The sequence below is a fragment of the uncultured Ilumatobacter sp. genome, assembly GCF_963980585.1.
GTDB lineage: Bacteria > Actinomycetota > Acidimicrobiia > Acidimicrobiales > Ilumatobacteraceae > Ilumatobacter_A.
Genome location: NZ_CAXCAM010000016.1, coordinates 43,035 through 64,841, shown reverse-complemented (window position 1 = coordinate 64,841; position 21,807 = coordinate 43,035). Strand labels below are relative to the sequence as shown.

21 protein-coding genes are annotated in these 21,807 nt (G+C 63.3%); 8 read left to right on the top strand and 13 right to left on the bottom strand.

The features are described from left to right. The coding region (locus ACH2DW_RS07340) for an AMP-binding protein (protein WP_394929079.1) at positions 1-1,473 on the top strand (1,473 nt) is incomplete at its 5' end. Between the two features lie 3 nt (positions 1,474-1,476). Here the strand turns inward: ACH2DW_RS07340 and ACH2DW_RS07335 are convergent. Together ACH2DW_RS07335 and ACH2DW_RS07330 are read right to left on the bottom strand one after the other, a co-directional pair. Then, positions 1,477-3,678 carry a peptidoglycan-binding protein gene (locus ACH2DW_RS07335; RefSeq protein ID WP_394929078.1) on the bottom strand — a complete coding sequence of 734 codons (2,202 nt, stop codon included), beginning with the start codon at positions 3,676-3,678 and terminating at the stop codon, positions 1,477-1,479. A gap of 518 nt (positions 3,679-4,196) precedes the next feature. After that, complete coding sequence (locus ACH2DW_RS07330; protein WP_394929077.1) at positions 4,197-4,394, bottom strand: hypothetical protein; 198 nt, start codon at positions 4,392-4,394, stop codon at positions 4,197-4,199. A 270-nt stretch (positions 4,395-4,664) separates the two neighbouring features. Between ACH2DW_RS07330 and ACH2DW_RS07325 the strand changes: the two genes are divergently transcribed. The 3 genes from ACH2DW_RS07325 to ACH2DW_RS07315 all read left to right on the top strand — a co-directional run bounded on the left by ACH2DW_RS07325 (position 4,665) and on the right by ACH2DW_RS07315 (position 7,101). Then, on the top strand, positions 4,665-5,753 hold the full coding sequence (locus tag ACH2DW_RS07325) for a threonine aldolase family protein (protein ID WP_394929076.1): 1,089 nt from the start codon (positions 4,665-4,667) through the stop codon (positions 5,751-5,753). 142 nt (positions 5,754-5,895) lie between these two features. Continuing rightward, a complete protein-coding gene (locus tag ACH2DW_RS07320) occupies positions 5,896-6,198 on the top strand; it encodes a WhiB family transcriptional regulator (RefSeq protein ID WP_394929075.1) in 303 nt (100 codons plus the stop codon). A gap of 33 nt (positions 6,199-6,231) precedes the next feature. Continuing rightward, positions 6,232-7,101 carry a ribokinase gene (locus ACH2DW_RS07315; RefSeq protein ID WP_394929074.1) on the top strand — a complete coding sequence of 290 codons (870 nt, stop codon included), beginning with the start codon at positions 6,232-6,234 and terminating at the stop codon, positions 7,099-7,101. Here ACH2DW_RS07315 and ACH2DW_RS07310 read toward each other — a convergent pair. Together ACH2DW_RS07310 and ACH2DW_RS07305 are read right to left on the bottom strand one after the other, a co-directional pair. Then, a complete protein-coding gene (locus tag ACH2DW_RS07310; protein WP_394929073.1) occupies positions 7,091-7,918 on the bottom strand; it encodes a 50S ribosomal protein L11 methyltransferase in 828 nt (275 codons plus the stop codon). The two genes, ACH2DW_RS07315 and ACH2DW_RS07310, sit on opposite strands and share 11 nt — an antisense overlap. A gap of 16 nt (positions 7,919-7,934) precedes the next feature. After that, positions 7,935-8,453, bottom strand: a complete 519-nt coding sequence (locus tag ACH2DW_RS07305) for a gamma carbonic anhydrase family protein (protein WP_394929072.1) — start codon at positions 8,451-8,453, stop codon at positions 7,935-7,937. A gap of 83 nt (positions 8,454-8,536) precedes the next feature. On the opposite strand from ACH2DW_RS07305, the gene ACH2DW_RS07300 reads away from it, so the two are divergent. Both ACH2DW_RS07300 and ACH2DW_RS07295 read left to right on the top strand, forming a co-directional pair. Then, complete coding sequence (locus ACH2DW_RS07300; RefSeq protein WP_394929071.1) at positions 8,537-10,255, top strand: hypothetical protein; 1,719 nt, start codon at positions 8,537-8,539, stop codon at positions 10,253-10,255. 49 nt (positions 10,256-10,304) lie between these two features. Then, the gene (locus ACH2DW_RS07295) at positions 10,305-11,090 is read left to right on the top strand and encodes an enoyl-CoA hydratase-related protein (protein ID WP_394929070.1); all 786 of its coding nucleotides are present in this window, start codon (positions 10,305-10,307) and stop codon (positions 11,088-11,090) included. Between the two features lies 1 nt (position 11,091). Here the strand turns inward: ACH2DW_RS07295 and ACH2DW_RS07290 are convergent, their stop codons facing one another. The 4 genes from ACH2DW_RS07290 to ACH2DW_RS07275 all read right to left on the bottom strand — a co-directional run bounded on the left by ACH2DW_RS07290 (position 11,092) and on the right by ACH2DW_RS07275 (position 14,227). Then, positions 11,092-11,544, bottom strand: a complete 453-nt coding sequence (locus ACH2DW_RS07290) for a GNAT family N-acetyltransferase (protein WP_394929069.1) — start codon at positions 11,542-11,544, stop codon at positions 11,092-11,094. 1 nt (position 11,545) lies between these two features. Beyond that, positions 11,546-12,022 (bottom strand): hypothetical protein, encoded by a 477-nt coding sequence (locus ACH2DW_RS07285; protein WP_394929068.1) that lies wholly within the window; start codon positions 12,020-12,022, stop codon positions 11,546-11,548. 12 nt (positions 12,023-12,034) lie between these two features. Then, complete coding sequence (locus tag ACH2DW_RS07280; RefSeq protein ID WP_394929067.1) at positions 12,035-12,490, bottom strand: hypothetical protein; 456 nt, start codon at positions 12,488-12,490, stop codon at positions 12,035-12,037. A 132-nt stretch (positions 12,491-12,622) separates the two neighbouring features. Then, positions 12,623-14,227, bottom strand: coding sequence for an FAD-dependent thymidylate synthase (locus tag ACH2DW_RS07275; RefSeq protein WP_394929066.1), 1,605 nt, complete (start codon positions 14,225-14,227; stop codon positions 12,623-12,625). Positions 14,228-14,293: 66 nt separating this feature from the next. Here ACH2DW_RS07275 and ACH2DW_RS07270 point away from each other — a divergent pair, with 66 nt between their 5' ends. Further along, positions 14,294-15,625 (top strand): cation:proton antiporter, encoded by a 1,332-nt coding sequence (locus tag ACH2DW_RS07270; RefSeq protein WP_394929065.1) that lies wholly within the window; start codon positions 14,294-14,296, stop codon positions 15,623-15,625. Here the strand turns inward: ACH2DW_RS07270 and ACH2DW_RS07265 are convergent. Genes ACH2DW_RS07265 through ACH2DW_RS07250 form a run of 4 tightly spaced genes read right to left on the bottom strand, consistent with a single transcriptional unit; the run spans position 15,616 to position 20,261 of the window. After that, positions 15,616-16,227 carry a hypothetical protein gene (locus tag ACH2DW_RS07265; RefSeq protein ID WP_394929064.1) on the bottom strand — a complete coding sequence of 204 codons (612 nt, stop codon included), beginning with the start codon at positions 16,225-16,227 and terminating at the stop codon, positions 15,616-15,618. The two genes, ACH2DW_RS07270 and ACH2DW_RS07265, sit on opposite strands and share 10 nt — an antisense overlap. After that, the gene (locus tag ACH2DW_RS07260; RefSeq protein ID WP_394929063.1) at positions 16,224-18,908 is read right to left on the bottom strand and encodes a DEAD/DEAH box helicase; all 2,685 of its coding nucleotides are present in this window, start codon (positions 18,906-18,908) and stop codon (positions 16,224-16,226) included. Before ACH2DW_RS07260 ends, ACH2DW_RS07265 begins: the two co-directional genes overlap by 4 nt. 10 nt (positions 18,909-18,918) lie before the next feature. After that, the gene (gene tatC, locus ACH2DW_RS07255) at positions 18,919-19,695 is read right to left on the bottom strand and encodes a twin-arginine translocase subunit TatC (RefSeq protein WP_394929062.1); all 777 of its coding nucleotides are present in this window, start codon (positions 19,693-19,695) and stop codon (positions 18,919-18,921) included. Further along, positions 19,692-20,261 (bottom strand): twin-arginine translocase TatA/TatE family subunit, encoded by a 570-nt coding sequence (locus tag ACH2DW_RS07250; RefSeq protein ID WP_394929061.1) that lies wholly within the window; start codon positions 20,259-20,261, stop codon positions 19,692-19,694. The genes tatC and ACH2DW_RS07250 overlap by 4 nt, the downstream gene beginning before the upstream one ends. 35 nt (positions 20,262-20,296) lie before the next feature. Between ACH2DW_RS07250 and ACH2DW_RS07245 the strand changes: the two genes are divergently transcribed. Next, on the top strand, positions 20,297-21,028 hold the full coding sequence (locus tag ACH2DW_RS07245) for a glycerophosphodiester phosphodiesterase (protein WP_394929060.1): 732 nt from the start codon (positions 20,297-20,299) through the stop codon (positions 21,026-21,028). A 43-nt stretch (positions 21,029-21,071) separates the two neighbouring features. Here the strand turns inward: ACH2DW_RS07245 and lepB are convergent, their stop codons facing one another. Continuing rightward, positions 21,072-21,782, bottom strand: coding sequence for a signal peptidase I (lepB, locus tag ACH2DW_RS07240; RefSeq protein ID WP_394929059.1), 711 nt, complete (start codon positions 21,780-21,782; stop codon positions 21,072-21,074). Positions 21,783-21,807 lie beyond the last annotated feature (25 nt).

Here is a 21,807-nt window from a genome sequence, read left to right as displayed (position 1 = left end):
ACTCTGCCAATGGCGTTGATGTCGTTCCCTGCCCGCCTCGAATCACTCGCGTCGGAAGATCCCGACCGGCCCGCGGTCACCTGCCTCGACAGCTCGCTGACCCGTCGACAATTGCAGTCAGCGGCCACACGACTCGGACGGGAGTTGCAAGGCCTGGGAGTTGGCGTTGGCGACTACGTCACCGTCTCGTTGCCGAATTCGACCGACTGGTTCGTTGCATATGTGGCCTGCTGGATGGTTGGAGCAATACCTCAACCAACGTCCGCGAAGCTCCCACCCCGAGAGCTCGCCGCCATCGTGGAACTTGCCAATTCCAAAGTGGTGATCGGTGCCCCTGATGGCTCTGTTGATCTCCTCCCACCGACCTCGAAGACCCTGCCGCTCGGTCATCAGCCCGATCCGAGTCTCTCCGACGCTCCGCTACCGGACGCAACGTCGCCTGCTTGGAAGGCTCCAACGTCCGGCGGGTCCACCGGCAGACCGAAACTGATCGTGTCAGGCGACCCGGCGGTCTACGACCTCGACCTTCCGCTCCCGCTCGGGTTGCAGCAGGGGGGTGCGCTCATGATGCCTGGGCCGCTGTATCACAACGGTCCTGCGGTGTGGGCGTGTCAGGCACTCCTCGCCGGCAACCACGTCGTGCTGCTGCCTCGATTCGATGCCGAGTCGACACTTGCGTCGATCGAGGCCCATCGATGTGATGTGGCGTACATGGTCCCGACGATGATGAAGCGCATCCTCCGCCTCGACGACGACGTGCGCTTGGGGTTCGACCTCTCCTCGCTGCGAGTGGTGTGGCACCTCGCCGAGCCCTGCCCTGCGTGGCTGAAGCAAGCCTGGATTGATTGGCTGGGAGCGGAGCGCATCTTCGAGCTGTATGCGGGCACCGAAGCCCAGGCGGTCACGACCATCACCGGGACCGAGTGGCTGGAACACCGCGGCTCAGTCGGCCGCGTCACGACTGGCGAAATGAAGATCTGCGACGACGACGGCAACGACCTCCCCGCGGGCAAGGAAGGCGAGGTGTGGATGCGATCTGAACGGGAGGCGCCGACGTATCAGTATCTCGGCGCAGAGGCCAAGACCTTGGATGGAGGTTGGGAATCGCTCGGCGACATCGGCTGGTTCGACGCTGACGGGTATCTGTATCTCGGCGATCGCGTCGCCGACATGATCCTGAGCGGGGGCGCAAACATCTATCCAGCTGAGGTCGAGCACGCTCTCAATGAACACCCGGACGTTCATTCTTGCGCCGTGATCGGGCTTCCGAACGACGATCGAGGCAATGACGTCCACGCCATCGTCGAGGCTGATGAGGCTGTCATCGCGCGACCGGACCTGCTGGGCTTTCTGGCCGAACGGCTAGCGGCATACAAACTGCCGCGCTCGGTCGAGTATGTCGACAACCCGCTCAGAGACGACGCTGGCAAGGTCCGCCGTTCAGTGCTTCGCTCCGAACGGCTGAGCGCCTGAAGCTCAGACCGCGGGGGCGAACGACGACTGGTACTGCGGCGTCGTATTCCCGCAATCATCGATTGCCTTGATATAGGGATACGGGTTCACCGCAGCTCCACCTCCGGGATGAATCTCGAAGTGCAGGTGTGCCGTTGAGCTACTGCCCGTGTTGCCCACGAAGCCGATGACGTCACCAGCTTGGACCTTCGTGCCGACCTCGATGCCTGGAGCGAATCCACTCATGTGCAAGTACGTGAAGTACGTCCCGTCATCCTGAGCGACACGCAAACCATTGCCGGACAATGCGCCAGGCTGATCCCAGTACTGCTTGCTGATCGTGCCGTCAACGACGGCGTAGAGGAGCTTGCCTTCGGCGGCGATGATGTCAACGCCCACATGCAAGCGACCGCCCCCACGAGGGGCGTGCCACGTGTTGCCGAAATAGCACTGGCCTTGGATCGGGAAGCGCTCCATCACGACGTTGCTCGACGACGGCGGGGGAGTGGCGCTCGACGCATCCAAGCCCATCTTCTCGGCCGTTTCCTGAGTGATGGTTCCCGTCACCGTCAGCCCATGGGTCTCTTGGAACTTCGTGATCGCCGAGGCCGTCGCGTTGCCGAACGAGCCGTCTGCGCCCCCGAAGACGTTGATCTTCGAGTCGATGAGAATCTGCTGCATCACACGCACGCGCTCGCTCGTTTCCCCCTTGACCGGGAAACCCTCCGGCGTTCCGGCGAACCCATTGGGTCCCGACGATGGGGCGCTCGCCGGAGTTGACACACCGAGGTTGAGGATCTGCGCCCCCTGCTTGGTGAGCACGCCGGTTCGAGCGATGCCGTTCATGCCCTGGAATGCCAGCAAGGACGACTTGGTCGCATTGCCGAAGATGCCGTCGGCGCCACCACGAACCACCAGTCCTGTATCCATCAGTGCGCTCTGGAGATCTTTCACCCTGTCGCCCTTCGCGCCGACCGCGAGGCCGATGTACGGATTGCCTGACACCACCGCTGGGGGAGCGGCAGGTGCGGCGGGCGCCGCTGGAGCATTGCCGAGCGCAAGCTGCGCTGCCGTTGCATCGTCGACTTCGCCGGAGGCAGCCAAACCATTGCCCTGCTGGTACGAGAGCAGCGCACCTTTGGTCGCGTTACCGAACACGCCGTCTGCACCGCCGCGGACGTTGATACCCGACGCGATCAACGCGGCCTGAACGTCTTTGACGAGGGGCCCACGGGCGCCGACTTTGAGACCGACATAGGGATTCGCTGCCGTCGGGGACTCGGCCGCCGCAGGAGGAGCCGGGGGAGCCGGAGCGGCCGGAGCAGCGCCAAGGCCGAGCTTGGCTGCTGTTGCCTCGAAGACCACACCAGTGACACCCAAACCGTTGGCCTGTTGGTAGGACACGAGTGCTGACTTCGTCGCAGCACCGAAGACACCGTCGGCGCCGCCACGGACATTCACACCCGCAGCCATCAGCGCCGACTGGAGATCCTTGACGAGGCTGCTGCGGGCACCTTGGGCAAGGCCCACGTACGGATTTGCCGCAGGCGGGGTCGCGGTGGCAGGCGGGGTCGGGGCGGCCGGGGGAGTTGTCGTGGCAGCTCCGGACAGCCCGAGCCTCGCCGCTGTTGCTGCGTCGACGATGCCCGAAACGGGCAGACCGTTCCAGCGTTGGTAGTTCGAAACGGCGGTCTTTGTGCTCGACCCGAACACGCCGTCGGCGCCTCCTGGCACATACACACCGGCAGCTGACAGTTTCTGCTGCAGCTCCTTCACCGCATCGCCGCTCGCTCCTTGTTGCAGACCATTCACCGCCGTTGAGGCAGGGGAATCTCCGGCATCGATCCGCGTCAGCCCGAGAGCAGCTGCGGTCGCTTCATCAACTTCACCACTCTGGGCAATTCCCTCTCGACCCTGAAAGTCGATGACTGCGCTCCTTGTTGCGGGACCGAACTTGCCATCAGCACCACCGGGGACCGGGACACCAGCCGCCAGCAGCGCGTTCTGCACTGCCTTCACCTCAACACCCGCAGCGCCCTGCCGCAAGCCGACCAGGCTCTGCGCCAGGATTGGCGACCGCGTGGGCGAGGGGAGCGCGTGAGCGGCATCTCCCATCGCCGACCAGCCCACACCGACCACGAGTGCGCCGCAGGCGCTGCGCACCAGAGCGCGCCGGACGCGATGAGATCGAGGCATCTGGATGTTTGGGGTCACTGGTTTCGTCATGATCGACCTCGTCCGTGCATATATGACTCATCGGTCGAACCACACCGCATATGAAGCCCTGCGGTGAAGATCGCGACCGAATGCTCCGATCAATTTCGGCGCATTTGCCATGGTCGTCCGTCGGACATGACCCAAACCGCCTGGTCAGGCACCCCGAGACGATTCGCAGACGTTGTCTTGACAGTTCCCAGAGGATATGTCCCTCGCGTGACAACTGATTGACATAACGACAATTATCGGCGACCTGCTGGAACTGGGCTCGAGGCGCAGCCCGTTCCTGCCCGGCCGAGAACGTCCCGATCGCATGCAGCCTTCGAGCGGTTCTCAGTCGCCGCTCGCCTTTCTTTGGCGAGCCCACCGCATGAAGCCGCTGCGCGACTGATCGGCTGCCACCCAGAGCTCTGCGCGTCAGCGCCTCCCACAACGACCCAGCCGAAAAACGACCTCGCGCAACGTGCCCCCCGTCGCGGCGTCCCAGGCATGGAGCGCGCCATGCTTTGAGCCATTACGTCATGACGTTATTCAGCGGTACTGCTGGGTGCGGAGAATTGGACGTCACGCAATGGTTGCGCCGCGTCCAAGAGCCACTTGAGGATGTCTTCGAGGTCGCGAACCGTCCGTTGACCACTGGCAGCCAGATCTCGCTCCGTGTCCTCGATCGCGCACGTCAAGGCGTAGATGTCGTCGTGCAGGCGGTCAAGTTCGTCGCGCGTCACGACTAACTCATTCTCGCTCAGTTCCAGTTCGCGCGCTCGTTGATGCGAGACCCAGTCCCACTGCCGGCATCGCTGGCTACAGAACAGCTTCGGACGGCCAGGGCCGCTGCGCGGCGGAAGGACTCGGCGGCACCACCGACAATGACGCGCCCCATCGCCCCCCGCTTCCCCAGCACCAGTCAGCGTGACCATTTTCGTCATGACGAAAAAGCTACTCGACCCAGCCGATCCGTTCGTTCCAATGCGCAGATCGTCTGAGAGACTGCGCCCATGACGTCAACCGAACACGCCGCGGCCATGCCAGCAGCCCCTCATCGCTCTTTTGCCAGTGACAACGCCGCCGGTATCCATCCCACTGTTCTGCAGGCCATTGTCGAAGCCAATGAGGGCCACGCGCTCGCCTACGGCCAGGATGACCACACCGCGCGCTGCGAGAACGCATTCCGTGAACTGTTCGACGCTGACGTCGTCACTCGTTTGACGTTCAACGGAACGGGCGCAAACATCGTTGCACTTGCCAACATGCTCGGATCGCTGCAGGGGCCCCATCATGCCGTGGTGTGCACCGACTGGGCCCATATCTCTGTCGATGAGACCGGCGCACCAGAGCGAACTCTCGGCACAAAGCTGATCGAGATCCCCTCCCCTGGCGCCAAGCTCACACCTGAACTGCTGCAGACCGTCGCGCATCTGCAAGGCGTGCAGCATCACGTGCAGCCGGGCATCGTGTCGATCACCCAGGCCACTGAACTCGGCACGCTCTACACCGCCGACGAGATCGGTGCGCTCTGCGATCATGCTCACGGCATGGGCCTGCTCGTCCATCTCGACGGGGCCAGGATCGCCAATGCCACCGCAGCGCTTGGTGGCACCCGTGAAGCGTTGCGCTCCTTCACGATTGATGCCGGCGTCGATGTCGTGAGCTTTGGGGGCACCAAGAATGGACTCCTCGGCGCCGAGGCCGTCATCTTCCTCAACCCGGTCCTCGCTGTCGGTTCGGAGTACACCCGCAAGCAGGTCACGCAGTTGCCCTCGAAAATGAGGTACCTCGCCGCTCAGTTCAACGCCGCACTCCACGACGACTTGTGGCTGACCATGGCCACGCACGCCAACGAGATGGCCACGGAGCTGTATCAGCTTGTCGCTGCGATCGACGGAGTCACACCAGGACCATCGCCAGAGGTCAACAGCGTTTTCCCCACGCTCGCTCCCGACATGATCGAACCGCTCCGCGACTGGTGCTTCTTCTGGGACTGGGACGCCTCGGTCCACCAGGTGCGCTGGATGACGGCCTGGGACACAACGCCTCAGGACGTCAAGACGTTCGCGGACGGCGTCGCAACCCTGCTCTCGAACTGAGCCGACTGCTCCTCAGAAAAAGGTTGTCGAGTACAATTGACTCGTCAGTCGATTCGGTTTATTGTCTGTCGACGCAGGGCACAGAACACCGTGCTGAGCAGGGGGATTCCGCACATCGACCGCACTCTTGGGGGGCGCAGCTATGGCCGTCATCGACATCAACGACCGCATCGAGACCGAAAACGACTGGATGCAAGCTGGGGCCTGCAAGGGTCTGACTCATCTGTTCTTCCCTTCCGCCGCCGAGCGCCCGCAAGCACGCGAGCGCCGCGAAGCAGCCGCCAAGGAAGTCTGCACGAGCTGCTCGGTTCGTATCGACTGCATGGATTTCGCTCGCGAGCAGCACGAATACGGCTTCTGGGGTGGCGAGTCCGAAGATGAGCGCCACGCCGCCGGCTACCGCCTCATCGCCCCCATTGGGGTGCGCGCCCGTTCAGCGAGCTGATGCACGCGGCGCTCGCCGTCTACGCTGCGGTCCGTGTTCGACGTCACCGTCCTCGGGAGTGCAAATCTTGACCTCGTCGTTCGAACTGAACGGCACCCTTCGCCAGGTGAAACCGTCCTCGGCGATGACTTCGCCGAATACCCCGGCGGCAAAGGGCTGAATCAGGCAGTCGCTGCGGCCCGCGCCGGGGCGTCGACATCCTTCGTCGGCGCCATCGGAACCGATGACGCCGGGCGCACGCTGCGCTCAGTTGCTGAGATCGAAGGAATCGACCTCTCGCAGTTCGTCGACCGCGACAATGTGCCGACCGGCCGGGCGCTCATCACTGTCGATCACCGCGGCGAGAACAGCATCGTGGTGGTCCCGGGTGCCAACGCCACGGTGGTCGCTCCCGCCTCGATCTCCGCGCTGGTCGTGCTCTGCCAACTCGAGGTCCCACTCGATGCAGTCACCCATGCCTTCCGTGCCGGGCGCGCCCGAGGTGCGACCACCATCCTCAACCCGGCGCCCGCCATCCAACTTCCCATCGAATTGCTCCGTCTCTGCGACATCGTGGTGCCGAACGAACACGAAGTCGGTCTGCTCGGCGGCGTCGAGGCGCTATTCGATGCTGGCGTCGCCACCGTGGTGACCACGCGCGGCGAGCAGGGCATCGAAATCCACACAGCAGCGGGTGAACAACATCAGATCCCCGCGCCTCGCGTTCCCGTCGTTGACACCACGGGGGCCGGCGACACGTTCTGCGGGGCGCTCTCTGCGCGGTTGGCGCATGGGGCGTCGATCACCGACGCCGCAGAGTGGGCAGTTGCCGCGAGCGCTCTTGCCGTTGGTCGACCTGGCGCGATCCCGTCGATTCCCGACGCGGGGGCGACCCGGCGGTTGCTGGACCAACTCAGTTCCTGAGCGAGATCGCTGCCCAACCGTCCTCGGTGACAGTGTCAATCACAACGAGCGGCGCAAGCGCATCAAGCACGTGCTGGTGATTCTCGGCCAAGATCCCGCTGATGATCAACGTGCCGGCCACGGCGGTGAGCCGACGCAGGTCCGGGGCAAGGGCGACGAGCACGGGGGCCAAAATGTTGGCCACGACGACGTCGAACGGACCCTCGATGGAGTCGAGCATCGCCATGTCGACGTCGATCTGACCGGCGACGCCGTTGAGGGCGGCGTTGGCCTGGGTCGCCTCCACCGCACCGGCAGAAATGTCGGTGGAGCGAATGGTCTCGACGCCGCGCTGGGCCGCGAGCACACCGAGGACGCCCGATCCGCAACCAACATCAAGCAACGTGGCTGGTTCGGCAACGTCGAGATGCTCCGACAACAGCCGCAACGTGAGCTTCGTCGTCTGATGGTCGCCGAGCCCGAACGAACTTGCCGGCTCGATCAACGTGACGTGTACTGCCGCTCCCACATCTGCATCGCCGAGCTTCCACGCCGGCACCACGACACCAGTCGTTCGGTACCAGGTGGGAGCGACATGATCTCGCCAGGTTTCGTCAGGCGCAACGACGTCGGCCGCCCGCCATGTCCAGTGCGGTTCAAGCATCGCGACGGCTCGCTCGATGGCCGCGCCGGTGCTGCCCACCGACGTCCAAAGCTCGATCAGCCCATCGACCTCATCGCTGAGACCAACTGCCTCGACACCCATCTGCCAGAGTCGGTCTGCGGCGATGTCTTGCTCAGCCACCGGAACCGTCACATGGAACGTCTTGTTGCTCACGGTCACAGTCTGGCGGTCAATCGAGGCGACGCATGTCAGTGCGGTACACCTCGATGCGCTCGAGATACGCCGCCGACGCCATCTTGATGTCGTCGACCCGAGCCCGATCCGGCTTGATCTGAGCCGGGGACCCGACCGCCATGGCCCCGGACGGCACTTCGATGTCTTGGAGCACCACGGAGTTTGCCGCAACGATCGAACCCGACCTGATCAGGGCGCGATGGAGCACTTGCGCGTGATTGCCAATCAGTACGTCGTCCTCAAGCGTGCAGCCTTCGAGATGAATGCCATGCCCCAGGACGCAGTTGTCCCCGACGACCGTCGGCCACATCGGTGTCGTGTGCAGTACGGAGGTGTCTTGGACCGACGTTCCCGAGCCGATCTCGATGTGGCCGCCGTCGCCGCGTAAAACAGCACATGGCCAAATCGATGATCGCGGGCCGATTCGAACATCACCGATGATGACTGCGTCAGGATGAACCCAGGCCTCGCTACTGATCGTGGGTTCGAGATCGCCGAGGGCGTAGATGGGCATCGCCGCACGATAGGCACATCCGGCGATCCGAGCGAAGTTGTGAACGCGGATCGGGAAGTTCAACCCGATACGTTAGTTGGTCTATGCCCCGCAGGATTGACATCGAACTCACGAGCGCGCTCTCGGACGGTTCTTGGACATGGCGCAAAGCCGGAGCCCTCAAGCCGAAAGGTACGGTCGAAGCATCGATCTTGCCCGACGGGGTGCAGGTCGGTGACGAACTCAAAGTCGAAGCCGAGCAGATGCTCGACGGCATGGAGATTCTTTCAGTCGTGAAGGGCCGCGAGAAAGCTGCCCGCACCGATCTGCTCGAATTCATTCCTGACGACAAGCCGTTTGAGGCAGTGATCGAAACTCGCGCCAAGCGCGGACGCGGGGATCGCGACGGCGACGGGCGCGGTCGTGGCCGCGACGGCGACCGACCACGCGGTCGCGACGGTGGGCGTGGCCGTGACGGCGCTGCCCCACGTGGCCGTGACGGCGACAAGCCCAAGCGCGAAGGTGGCCGCGATGGCGACAAGCGCGAACGCACCGAGCGCCCGAAGCGTCCCCATTTCGAAGCTCCACCCGAGGTTCCGCAGCGGCCCAAGCCGAAGCGTCTCCGCCCCGGCAAAGCTCGCACTCAAGAGGTGCTTGCAGCCGTGCCCGAAGAGCAGCGCCCCATTGCCGAGCTCGCGCTCCAGGGCATGTCTGCCGTGCGCAACCGCGTCAAAGAAGAGAACGCCAAGCTCAAGGCCGACGGCAAGCCGGAGATGCCCGAGGCGAGCATCACCAAGATGGCCGAGGAGATGCTTCCCAAGTTGCGTGTTGCCGACTGGCTCGACCGAGCCGAGGCGGCTCAGCGCCAGATGCAACACCTCGATCTGCGCGATCTGCGCAGTGTCGTGGCAGCAAGTGATGACTCGATGGTCGCTCGTGACGAGTCGACCAGGGCAATCGCCGAAGAACTCAAGGCCTCTCTGGTCACCAAGCAGACCGAAGAGATGGCGCACTGGCTCGAAGACGTCGACGCTGCGCTGACTGTCGGCCGCGTGATCCGAGCGCTCCGTCTCTCGTCGCAGCCGCCGAAGGCCGGCGTCATGTTCCCGCCCCAGCTCGCCAAGCGACTCGGAGAGGCAGCGACGGCCTCGCTGCTTCCAGAGGATTCAGGCGACCGCTGGTCGGCCGTGCTCGAAGCAGCGGCGTTCTCGCCGGTCCGGGCGCTCGTCATGCCGACCGTTCCACCGACCACAATCACTGATGACCTGAAAAAGACGGTGCTGCGCCTCGGCCCGCTCCTCCCCCAGATCGCATCGCTGATCGGCGTCGAGGTACCAAAGGATGCGAAGCGCCCCAAGCCGCTCCGTCCCACGAGCCGCAAAGATCAGAAGAAGGCCCGTGACGAAAAGCGTCCGAGCGACAAGCGCGAAGGCGGCGACAAGCGACAGGGCGGCGGACGTGACGACAGGGGCGGCCGCGACAGCCGCAACGATCGTGGCTCACGCCCTCCCAAGGATCGGCCCAAGGGCATGCGTGACATCGCCACGGTCATGAAGGCCAAGCAGGAAGCCGAGCAGGCCGCAGCAGCTGCCGCTGAAGAGGCCGCAGCAACAGCGGCGGCGGAAGCAGCAGCGCAGGCCGAGCAAGACGCTGCCGCTTCTGCCGAGTCCGACGCAACCGCGGCCGAAGTGACAGACAACTCTGCCAACGACGCAGAGACTCCGTCTACCGACGCAATCTCGGCAGAAGCTTCAGATGCTTCAGATGCACCAGCCGCAGAGAGCGCACCCGACTCAGAGTCATCGGACGCCGCCGACAGCTGACGCCCGCCAGCTGGCTCTCAGCGGCTCGGGCCGCGTACGGTGTTTGGCCATGTCTGACATCGTCACCTACGAAGCCAACGGCCGCATCGCGGTCATCACACTGAACCGCCCCGAGGCTCGAAACGCCGTCAACGGCGACGTCGCCGAGGGACTTGAAGCCGCCATTGACCGGCTTGAAGCTGACGATGCTGTGTGGGTGGGCATTATCCAGGCCAACACCGAGGGGCAGTCCCGTCCAGTCTTCTGCGCGGGCGCAGACCTGAAAGCCATCAACTCCGGTGATGCTGCGCGGCTGAACACTGAACGGGGCGGCTTCGCCGGTTTCGTCTACCGCGAACGCCGCAAACCAGTCATCGTTGCCGTCGATGGTCTTGCGACTGCCGGCGGGTGTGAAATCGTGCTCGCCGCAGACCTCGTCGTCGCGAGCACTCAATCTGCTTTTGGGCTCGCAGAGGTCAAGCGCAACCTCATCGCCGGAGCTGGTGGTCTCTTTCGACTCCCCCGCGCCATCGGCCAGGCCGCGGCTATGGAGGCCATTCTGACCGGTGAGCCCATTCCGGCGGAACGGGCATTCAGTCTCGGACTCGTGTCACGACTCGCAGCGCCCGGCGAGGCTCTGGCTGAAGCGACCAAGCTTGCCGAACAGATCAGCCAGTCTGCCCCAATGGCGGTTTGGGAGAGCCGCCAGGTCGTACTGGCAGCCGCCTACGAAGACGATGCAACGCTGAAGAAGATGACCAACGATGCAATGCGCAAGGTGATGTCGTCAGAGGACCTCAAGGAAGGGTTGACCGCGTTCATCGAAAAGCGTCCGCCGAACTGGCAGGGCCGCTGATTCAGAGTCGTTTATACGTGGTGATCAAGCGAGCGACGATTCCGGCACGCTCGTAGAGGTTCTTGGTGTGGCGATCCCCCGGGAGCGCTTGCCCCTCGACCGCTTCAGCACCGCGCTCGACTGCTCCGGCAATGGCTGCAGCGAGCATTCCATCGCCAAAGCCAAGTTCCCGAGCCTCGGGTGTCACCCACACCTGATCAACACGCACAATGTGGTCTGGCCCGAGCACTGCAACGAGGTAGCCCACGACGACCCGCTCAATGTGTGCGACCCACACGTCGGCGGTCAGGCAGCGTTCTGTCCACGCTGCGCCAACTTCTGGATGTTCGATCAGCCAGCGTTCGCCACCGCGCTGGCCGATCAGGGCAGCGCGAGCCTCACGTTCGAGCAGTCCGATCTGATCGATGTCATCGGCGTCATCGCTCGCTGCTCGGCGCACCGTGGGGTCGAGCACGTCAGACCGCTTTCAATTGGAGAATTTTGCCCAACACGGTGCGCCGGTGTCGATGTGCCATCTCATATGCCTCAAGGGCATCGAGTTCGTTCGGGGTCAGTCCGGACAGCTTGCTCACGATGTGCGAAGCCGGCAGTTGGTCATAGTCGGGCAGCGCCAATTCGGCAGGGCCCGGAACCGGTTCGGGTGTGTGTTCGTCTGCGGCTTCGTCATGCGCGTCGCCCGGTCCGTCGTCCGGCTCGGGTACGTGTTGGCGTTCCGACTCTGAGCCGGCGGCAGGCGGCGCGAGTCGTCGGCGCAGCTCGCTGGCGCCCTGATCAACGGCCATCTTCCCGATAAACCGCGCAAAAACAATCTGCTGGCGCGCCTTGTTGACCGTCCCTGGGAAGTTGTCGACCAGTTGCGCTCCGAGGCCGATCGGGGCGTAGAACGCCGCGGCAATCGCCCGCTCAGCGGGCGTTGGAGCTGACGATGCCATCGAGCCCAGCGCTCAGGAAAAGATCGGGCAGTCGTCGTCGCCGACGGGGCAGTTCGGGGCAGACGACTTGACGAGAAGGAAACAAGAGCTGCAGAGCTGCTCGTTCTGCTGCTTCGGCTGGAGGCGTTCATCACCTTCGCCCTTGGGCTCTGGCTCGTCCGCTTCTTCCTCTTCGTCGTCCGCTGCCACGAGACGATCTTTCAGAATCTTGTCGAGATCCTCTTCGACGTCGTCGTCAAGTAGCTCGTCGTCATCGTCGTCATCATCATCGGCAGCTTTACGCTTCGTCTTCGGCGCGTCTTTTTCTGCCTCGTCGTCGTCGTCGACGACATCGTCATCGTCGTCGTCAGCAGGCACCGCGCCGTCGTCATCGTCGTCCAGGTCGTCGGCGTCGACGTCGACATCGACGTCCTCAGCTTCTTCTTCAACCTCTTCGACTTCTGCTTCGTTGATCTCGTCTTCAGCCATGTTGCCGTTGTCGCCGTTCGATCTCGTTCTGATGACCCTCGCTCTTGCGAGGACCGTTGCGGGCGGAGCATACGCTTGCTGATGACATGAGGTCGGCTACCAAACTTGTGACACCGGTCACAAGTACATCTTTCAGGTCTCCGCAGCGTCTCGACGGGCCTCAGCACGACGCTCCGCCTCGAGCCGCTCCAACTCGGGGGCCTCATTCGTCATGTGATTCATGGTGGCTGCAATTGCGTGATGACCGGCTTGCTCACCGATCAGGCGGTGCATCTCGAGTGCCACGCGGCGATACGACGGGTGGCCTTGCGGCGACGACCGCAATTCGAGCATGTGCATTGCCTCGCGGGCGTTGAATTGCATGTTGTAACGCATGCGATAGGCCATTGAAACGGCATAGGGCGCCTGCTCGGAGAACTCCGGGTTCAATGCGTCATACAGCCCGGCAGAGCGATGCATCGCTTCGTCGAACTGGTCACCAACGCCAGCTTCGTCAACCAATTCAGGCCGCGTGTAGCCGTGGTTGGGAGTGAGCCGCTGCCATTCAATGGTGAGCATGCGATGGCGCTGCATGTCGCGGAACGCTCCGTAGTCGCTGAGCACATCGAATCGGTAGAAGCTGCGCTCGAACGCTCGACCTGGCTTATGCCGACGGTTGTCGCGTTCTCCGACATAGGCACGCATCAGCGAAACCTTCTCATCGATGCCGAGTTGACGGACCTTCTCGATGAGTTGGTGCTCAGGGAGTGACGAGTGGGAGTAACAGATGGCGGCGAGGATCTTGTCCTCAGCATCAGGGTCAAAGTCGACAAGTTCAACCTCAGGAGCAACCTCAACCGGGGACGTACCGAAGAGGTCGTTGACAATCGCCGACGTGTCGGTGCGGGTCGACGCCAGGTATTCGCTCCAGCGGCCACCGCGGTCCGGGAGATCGACCCGTCGAAGGAAACTCGGGATCACCTTGCGCAGTTCGTGCAGCATCAGATCGGCATAGTCACGCGCCTCCGGCAGCGCACTGGCTCGCATCCGGAGCAGAAGCGCCTCGAAGGCTTGGCCCGTACCGTAGATTCCGACGTTCGATGTTGCTGCTGCAGGCAAGATGCCACGCACGGCGTCGAGCGCCTTGGCCTTGGTCGCCGTGCGGTAGACAAACTCGCTGCTGTCACCACGATCGACTGAATTGCGTACATGCTCAGTGACGAGTTCAGCGCATTGGCTGTAGGCGTCGAAGATGCGGTCGAGGTCGCCGACATAACGAGTGCCGAGCGGCCCCGCCAAAACAGCCGGATCGCGGTAGTACCGGTAGCGGCCGCCGAGCCGTGAGTCATACGCGATGTAGCGGGTGCTCTGTTCGAGGTAGCTCATCAAGCGACCCCACTCGAGCACCTTGGTGAGAATGTTCGACGCCTGCTCGCAGGCAAGGTGTACTCCACCAAGCTGTGCGACTGAATCGTCGCCATAGTCGAAGAAGACCCGCTCGTACAGCTCCTCGGCTCGGTCGAGCCCGACAGTGGCATCGACGGACAGGTCGCCCGAGATGTCGAGGTCGCCGACAAACTCATCGAGGAACAGTCGGCGCAATGATTTCGGGCTCCGGCTATAGCGGGCAAACAACGCGCCCTTCACGACCTCGGGCAAGTTGACGAGCGCGAACACCGGCCCATCAAGGTTGGTGAAGTAACGACGGAGGATGTCGGACTCGCCTGGCGAAAATGACTCTGGGACGTAGACGGCCACGGAGCAGTACTCTACGACCGACCAGGGCCTCAGACAGGGATTCACCCGAGGTTGTACGGTCCGGGCATGGAGCCAGCAGAAATCGCGATCATCGCGATCGTCCTGCTCGCCTTCACAGCGGTCTCGCGGCGACTCGACGCCTCACCCATCACCATGCCCATGGTGTTCGTTGCTGCCGGCGCTCTGCTCTCGGCCAGCGGCATCGTCGGAGTCGCTCCCGAACTTGACGCAATCGCGCTCCTCGCCGAATTGACACTCGCCGTCATCCTGTTCAGCGATGCAACGCGCCTCTCGCTCCCCCGACTTGGCCAGTCGCTGGAACTGCCGGCCCGCCTCCTCGGTATCGGTCTTCCCCTCACCGTGCTGCTCGGCATGGGCCTCAACCTCGTCATCTTCCCCGGATGGCCCGTCGCCCAGGCGCTCCTGCTTGCTGCGATCCTGGCGCCCACCGATGCCGCACTCGGCAGTGCCGTCGTGTCGAATCCCGACGTGCCAGCCCGGGACCGGCTTGCGCTGAACGTCGAGTCTGGCCTGAACGACGGCCTCGTCGTTCCCGTCGTCGCTGTCGCAACCAGCATTGTCGTTGACATGCAACAGTCGTCCGGATCGTGGGTCGGCTTCGTGACCCAGCAAATCGGCATCGGCACGGCAATCGGTCTCGTGCTTGGGCTGCTGGGGATCACCGTGCTGCGGACGACTCGCCACGCGGGCTGGTCGGACGGCAGATACGAGCAGATCGCCACGTTTGGTTTGCCGATCATGGCGTTCACCCTTGCGACGGCGTGGAGCGGCAACGGGTTCATCGCCGCCTTCGTGGCAGGCCTTGCGTTCGGCAGCGGAGGCTTTGCTCGAAACCGCACCAATGACGACATGGAAGGCCCAGAAGACGCCGAACACCTCGCTGAGTTCACCGAGGACGCCGCCGAGCTCCTCGGGGCCGTCACGTTCTTCGTGTTTGGCAATCTCTTTGTCGGCGACGCACTCGGTGACTTCGGTCCGTCGGTGTTCCTCGCGGCGATCGCCAGCCTCACCGTGGTTCGAATCGTGCCGGTCTTCATTGCGCTGTTTCGCTCAGGTTGCGACCCCATGGCGAAGTTGTTCATCGGCTGGTTCGGGCCGCGCGGACTCGCTTCAATCGTCTTCGCCATCTTGTTGCTGGAAGAACTCGAGGAGCGCTCGGAACAAGCCGACCAGCTCGTGGGCGTCATCTCCCTCACCGTCACGTTCTCGGTCGTCTTGCACGGAGCGACCGCTGCCCTGGGCGCGCGGCGCTACGCAGCGCATGCGAGCAGGGCCCGCGCCGCTGCTGTGAACGGCGAGGCCGATGCCGCCATGGACGCCGAGATGGAAGCGATGTTGCCGCGCACCCGCTGGTCGCTCGGTCGCCGTCAGGCGTAGATCGTCGCAGCGTCCGGCTCGACGATGATCTCGACCCGTCTCGCTGACGCCGCCCGAGCGCCGTCAATGCGGACCTGCATTGTCTGATCAAACTCCCACGTTCGCTCACGAAACGACCGAGTCTCGATCTGAGGGTGAGGAACATGCTGATTTCCTGGAAGACGTCGCCGGGCTTCCCAACGCTGTCTCAGTCCGAAGTCAGTATCCCAAGCACAACTCTCAGCGCGGCCGTCGTTTGGATGGCCACGCGCAACCACGTGCCAGTCGCCGACGAATTCGGCGTTCATGATCATCACCACCGGTCCGCGCCACCACCCACCTCTGGCCGCAGGCCATTGGATCAGTACGTGCGCACAGGCGTGTTGGGGTTCGCCATCGTCGAGCGTGACGCGCAGCAGATCGATCGGCAGTTTGAGGACCTGCTCTCGACCAACGGGGTCGCGACCGCCGACGGTTCGGTGCAGGTCACCACCAGTCACCGCGACCGGATGACCGGAGCCGTCCCGGAGCGCAGTGGCGATTGCCGCATCATCGGCGAGATACCGAAGATTGTCAGGTCGGTCGACCGTGGTTCCCCACGGCTGACCCTTCTCGATGGTCATGCCGGTTCGGTTTGCGGCGCGGTCGGCGCAGCGCTGTCGGACACAACGCCGCGGAACGCAGCCTCGGCAGCTTGACCTGCAGCGCGCCGAGTCGCCCGCGACGGGGCAACAATCGCGAGCTGGCGAAGCAGGTCGATGAGCTGGCGGGTTGTTCGAACGAAGTCCCCACCGGTCAGCTCATCGGCGTCGACCACCTCGGCGAATCCTTCGCCTGCCACCCAGGCGTAGGCGATTGCGGCAAAGGTCGGGTCGGGGCCGCGGTGCTCATTGACACCCGCAGAACGTTCGTGCGCTGCCAGGTCCTCACTGATCGCAGCAATTCGCTGCCAGCGGCCGCGGATCTCGTCGTTACTGAACCACGGCCGCGGCGGCGGTTCAGAACTGCGATGTTCGTACACCAGCGTCGAGACAAGGGCAGCGAGATCCGCCGCGCCGAGACCGTCGAGTAGACCGGCCCGGACGACTTCAGCGACGAAAAGGTCAGACTCGTGGAAGATGCGCGCCAACATCTCGCCGTCAGGCGTCAGGTCCCAGTCAGCGACATCGGCGTATCCGTAGGCTTCGAGTACGCCGAGGATCCGATCGAAATCGCGTGCAAGTGTCTGTGTCTTGCCGTGGACGCGTCCCTCGATCTCCGCGACCTCCCGGGCGACGCGGGCAGCTTGTCCGGCAGCCTGCATCCGTTGCTTCAGGTCCGGGTCGCGGGCGACCGGATGCAAATCGGCATTGGCGGTGTCGCGACGCCCTCGACGATTCGAGGGGTTCTGTGGCTGGGCGAGGCTTGTCTTGCGAAGCCGATAGGCGAGCTCCTGGCGAAAGTCCTTGCGATTCGGAGCGAAATTCGGTGGCATCTTGACCGAACCGAGTACAGCGGGAGCCGCATCGAAGTCTTCGACGGTGGCTTGCAAGGAATCGCCGCCCTTGTTGACAACACGCAACCGGGCTCCATCCTTGCGACTCGCACTGGTCATCACCACGACGGGACCACGGTGCTTGCCCTTCATCAGATAGATGACCGTCCCAGGTGCCAGCCGTCTCAAGGCAGCTTCGATCTCTTCAACACGTTCATCACGACCGAATCGGCGCGCCTCCCGCTCGGCGTTGCGCAGCGTGCGATATTCCTCGATGTCGCCCAACGGACTCTTCGCCTCTGCTTGGAGTTCGGCCAGAGCGTGCCGGCGGCGCTCGAGCCGCGCCTGCATCTTCACAATGTCTCGATCGGCCTGGTACTGGGCAAACGAGAGATTGAGAAGATCGTGTGCTCGCTCGCTCTCGTACGTACGAATCAGATTGGCAGCCATGTTGTAGGTCGGCCGGAACGCTGATCGAAGGTGGAACTGCGAGCTGCCTGCAAGCTTGGCAACCTCATCGAATCGCACCCACGGCGACCAGAGCACCACAGCGCTCCCACGGTCATCGATGCCACGTCGCCCAGCCCTTCCCGTGAGCTGGGTGTACTCCCCCGGCGTGAGCTGTTCGTGGTGTTCACCGGTGAACTTGGTGAGCTTCTCGATCACAACGCTGCGTGCCGGCATGTTGATGCCAACAGCGAGAGTTTCGGTGGCGAATACCGCCTTGACGAGACCTTCGATAAAGCAGGCCTCGACAACCTCTTTCATCGGCGGAACCATTCCGGCGTGGTGCGCTGCAACTCCCGCTTCGAGCTGTCGAACAAACTGGTCGTAACCCAACACCGCAAGGTCAGCAGGATCGAGGGCGCCCAGTCGCTCGTCGATGATGACGCGGATCGCAGCTTGCTCGGCCTCGGTTGTCAGGCGTACCCCTGCGTCAACGCATGATTTCGCGGCTTCATCGCACTGATTGCGGCTGAAAATGAAGAAAATCGCCGGCAACATCTGGCGGTCATCGAGCAACTCCAGCGTCTCGACACGTCCAGGCGGGACCAACTTGCGACGGTGCGCTCCTTTGGCGTTGCCCGTGCGATTCGCCTCTTTGCGGCTCTGCCCGGCGCTCGCCCTGGGCGCGTGCCGAATCGCCGACTCGTCAAGCCGCACCGCGTCCCGGTTGACCGCTCCCCCAACGAATGTCGGGAGCAAATGCAGCCGGCCCTCGGTCCGGTCCTTCGCGAGGTATTGGTTGGCCAGTTCAACCGGGCGACGCAACTCGGTGATGGCTTCGGTCGCACCGCGTACGGTGCTGATCCACTCGGCGAGTTCAGCGACGTTGCTCACCGTCGCCGAGAGACACACCAATCGCACATGGTGCGGTAAGTGGATCATCACCTCTTCCCAAACCGGCCCCCGAAACGCGTCCTGAAGAAAGTGCACTTCATCCAACACGACGAGACCGAGATCGTCGAGCGTTCGTGACCGTCCATAGATCATGTTCCGCAGCACTTCGGTGGTCATGACGACAATCGGCGCGTCCCCGTTGATCGAGTTATCACCCGTCAGGAGACCAACCTTGTCTTCGCCGTGGAGAGCGATGAGGTCTCGATACTTCTGGTTCGACAGTGCCTTGACCGGCGCCGTGTAGAAGGCGCGTTTGCCATCACGGATGGTCGCATCGATGCCGTACTCGGCAACAACCGTCTTGCCGCTGCCGGTCGGTGCTGCAACGACGACGTGCTTGCCATCGTCAAGCGCGTCGAACGCCTCGCGCTGGAACCGGTCGATCGGGAACGAGTAGCGAGAAGTCAGCTCATCTCGATCAGCGCGCATGCGGTGGTCCTCAGGCTGCTTCGGGTCGCTTACGCAACACGAGGAACCCGACAAAGATCGCCACGAAGTACAGGAACAGCATCGGCAGCGCCAGCATCATCAAGGTGACCGGATCGCCCGACGGTGTGATCACCGCGGCGAGCACAAAAACTCCAATCGTGGCGTACCGCCAGCTTTTCAGCAGCGTCCGCGGGGTGACCACGTTGACCAATTGGAGAAAGACGAAAAGGACCGGAAGGAGAAAGCCAACTCCAAAGGCAAAGATCATCAGTCCGATCAAACTGATGTAGCTGCTGACCGTGAAGAGTTCTCCAACATCTTCGCCAGCCCAGCCGATGAGGAAGTCGAGGGCTCGGCCGACCGTGATGTAGGCAAGCGTGCCGCCGGCTGCAAACAACACGAGCGAGGACACGACGAACGGAATGGCGTACTTCTTTTCCTTGGCGTGCAGTGCCGGCACGACAAACCGCCAGATCTGCCACAGAATGACCGGCAGCGCCACAATGATGCCCCCGTACATTCCCACCCGAATCCGCGTGGAGAGCCCCTCCGTTGGGGAAGTGATGAACAGGTTCGGGTCGCAGAAGTCCTCGGCCTTGCTCGTGCACAGATCAACGTATGGCTGCTTGAGGAACTCGAGCACCTGATCGTAGAGCGCGATGATGACGACCATTCCGATCAGCACGGCCAGCGCCGAACGAATGATCCGGGTCCGGAGCTCACCGAGATGTTCTGTGAGGGTTTGCGTGTCTTCAGCTGGCTCCGCCACCTGTTCGTCCGCGGTCACGTCGTCTCCGGTGGCGGTGCATCGACAGGCTCATCGGTCGGTGCGGGCGGGGCGAAGGAGTCTGCAGCGCCGACAGGCGGCGCGGTCAGTGACGTCAACGGCGCCGACGCCGGGTCCGGCTGTACCTCGCCGTGCGGCACATGTTCCACCGGGCCACGGGCCATTGATGCAGCGATTTGGTTGATCTTCGTGCCGTTGACCGGCGTGATTTCGTCGACGCCGGCCGGGTCGGAGATGGCCAACGCTTCGTCACTCACCGGAATATCTGGAGTCGCTGCGAGCATCGCGGCGTCCGCCTCTGACCGCAGGCGCGCTTCGTTCTCGGAATCTTCGACCACGCGCGCCGGATCTGCGGCCTTCTTGACGAGGTCAGCGGTCTCGCGCATCTCGCGCATCGGCTCGTCGAGGGCGGACTTCAGTTCGCTCTGAAACCCGTTGCCCATCTTCTTGAGCTCGCCATAGGTTTGGCTGAACTTCCGAATGGCATCAGGCAGCTTTTCGGGACCGAGGACGACGAGGGCGAGGAGCAGGATGACGATGATCTCACTGCCCTGGAGATTGAACACGTCATCGAGTCTACGGGGCTGCCATCATCTGGGCAGTGCAACAGCGTCTCCCCTCCCGCCTTGACCCCCCGATCACCTTCGCGCACCGCGGCGCGCGGGCCCATGCACCGGACAACACGATCGAGGCATTTGCGTTGGCCCTGCGGCTCGGTGCTTCTGGCCTCGAGAGCGATGTCTGGCTCACCTCCGACAGCGTTGCGGTCCTCGATCACGATGGCGTGGTCAAGCGCGGTATGCGCCGCCGCCCGATCAGCGAAGTCGCTCGAGGGGACCTTCCGGAGCACATTCCGACACTCGCTGAGCTCCTCACGACCTGTGGCGTCGGTTATGAGCTGTCACTCGATGTCAAGGATCCCGAGGCAGCAGAGGTGATCGTCGAGGTCATCCAGGCGCACGATCCCGACATGCTCAACCGGACCTGGCTGTGCGAACCCGACTTCGAGCGTTGTCTGCGCTACCGCCCATTACTTCCCAACGTACGCATTCTGAACTCCACCCGGCTGGATCGTTTGCGCGAGGGCCCTGAACGCCGCGCCGCCTCACTCGCCCATCACGGCATCGACGGCATCAACCTGCACCGGATGGATTGGAACGGCGGACTCGCGGCGCTCTTCCACCGTTTCGAGTTGGTCGCGTTCGGCTGGGACATGCAGTACGACTATCAGCTGCAGACGGCGTTTCGCATGGGCCTCGACGCTGTGTACAGCGACCACACCGACATCATGATGGATGTCTTCCGCCATGAGGTTGGCGGACAGCTGCCCTGAAACCCTGAACGGCTCCGTCAGGCGTCGGACGGCGAAGGCGTCTTCACAACCATTGCCAGTTGTCGCGAGGCCAGAACACGACAAACGCGCGGCCAACCAGGTCGTCTTCGTTGATGGGCCCAAGGGCTCGACTGTCCTGGCTTCCGCCACGATTGTCGCCCATCACGAAGACATGGTCGTCGGGGACCACTTGCGACGTGACATCTGGACCACAAGTGCCAGGAGCCCGATCAGCCTCATCCAGGTACGGCTCGTCGAGAATCTGTGGAGCATCGCTGCCTGGCTCGGTGATCCGCACGACACACCCGGTCATCTCAATGGTCTCGCCCGGCAGCCCGACGACTCGCTTGATCAAGTCGCGCTCGGAAGTCCCGGTGATCTGGTGCAGTACGACAACGTCGCCACGGTTTGGGTCGTGCAGCCGATACGACAACTTGTTGACAAAGACGCGGTCGCCCGTGTCGAGCGTCGTCGCCATCGACTGGCCTTCGACGACGAAATGGGCGAGGACAAAGCCACGGACGACGAAGGCGACAAGCAAGGCGACGGCGATGACCACAACCCAGTCGAAGAACGCACGCGCACCTGATGGCCGCTTGGACGTCGGCTCGTTGAGCGGAACCTCACCGTCGCTGTCCGCGTGCTGCGATGCGCCGACGACAAGGTCCGATTCATTCGCTCTGGGATCAGATGATCCATCGCTTCTCGGTCCCTCCGGGTGCGGGAGCGGCGAACCGTCGTCTTGAATCGTCACGAGCGTCCAACCGTATCCGCCACAT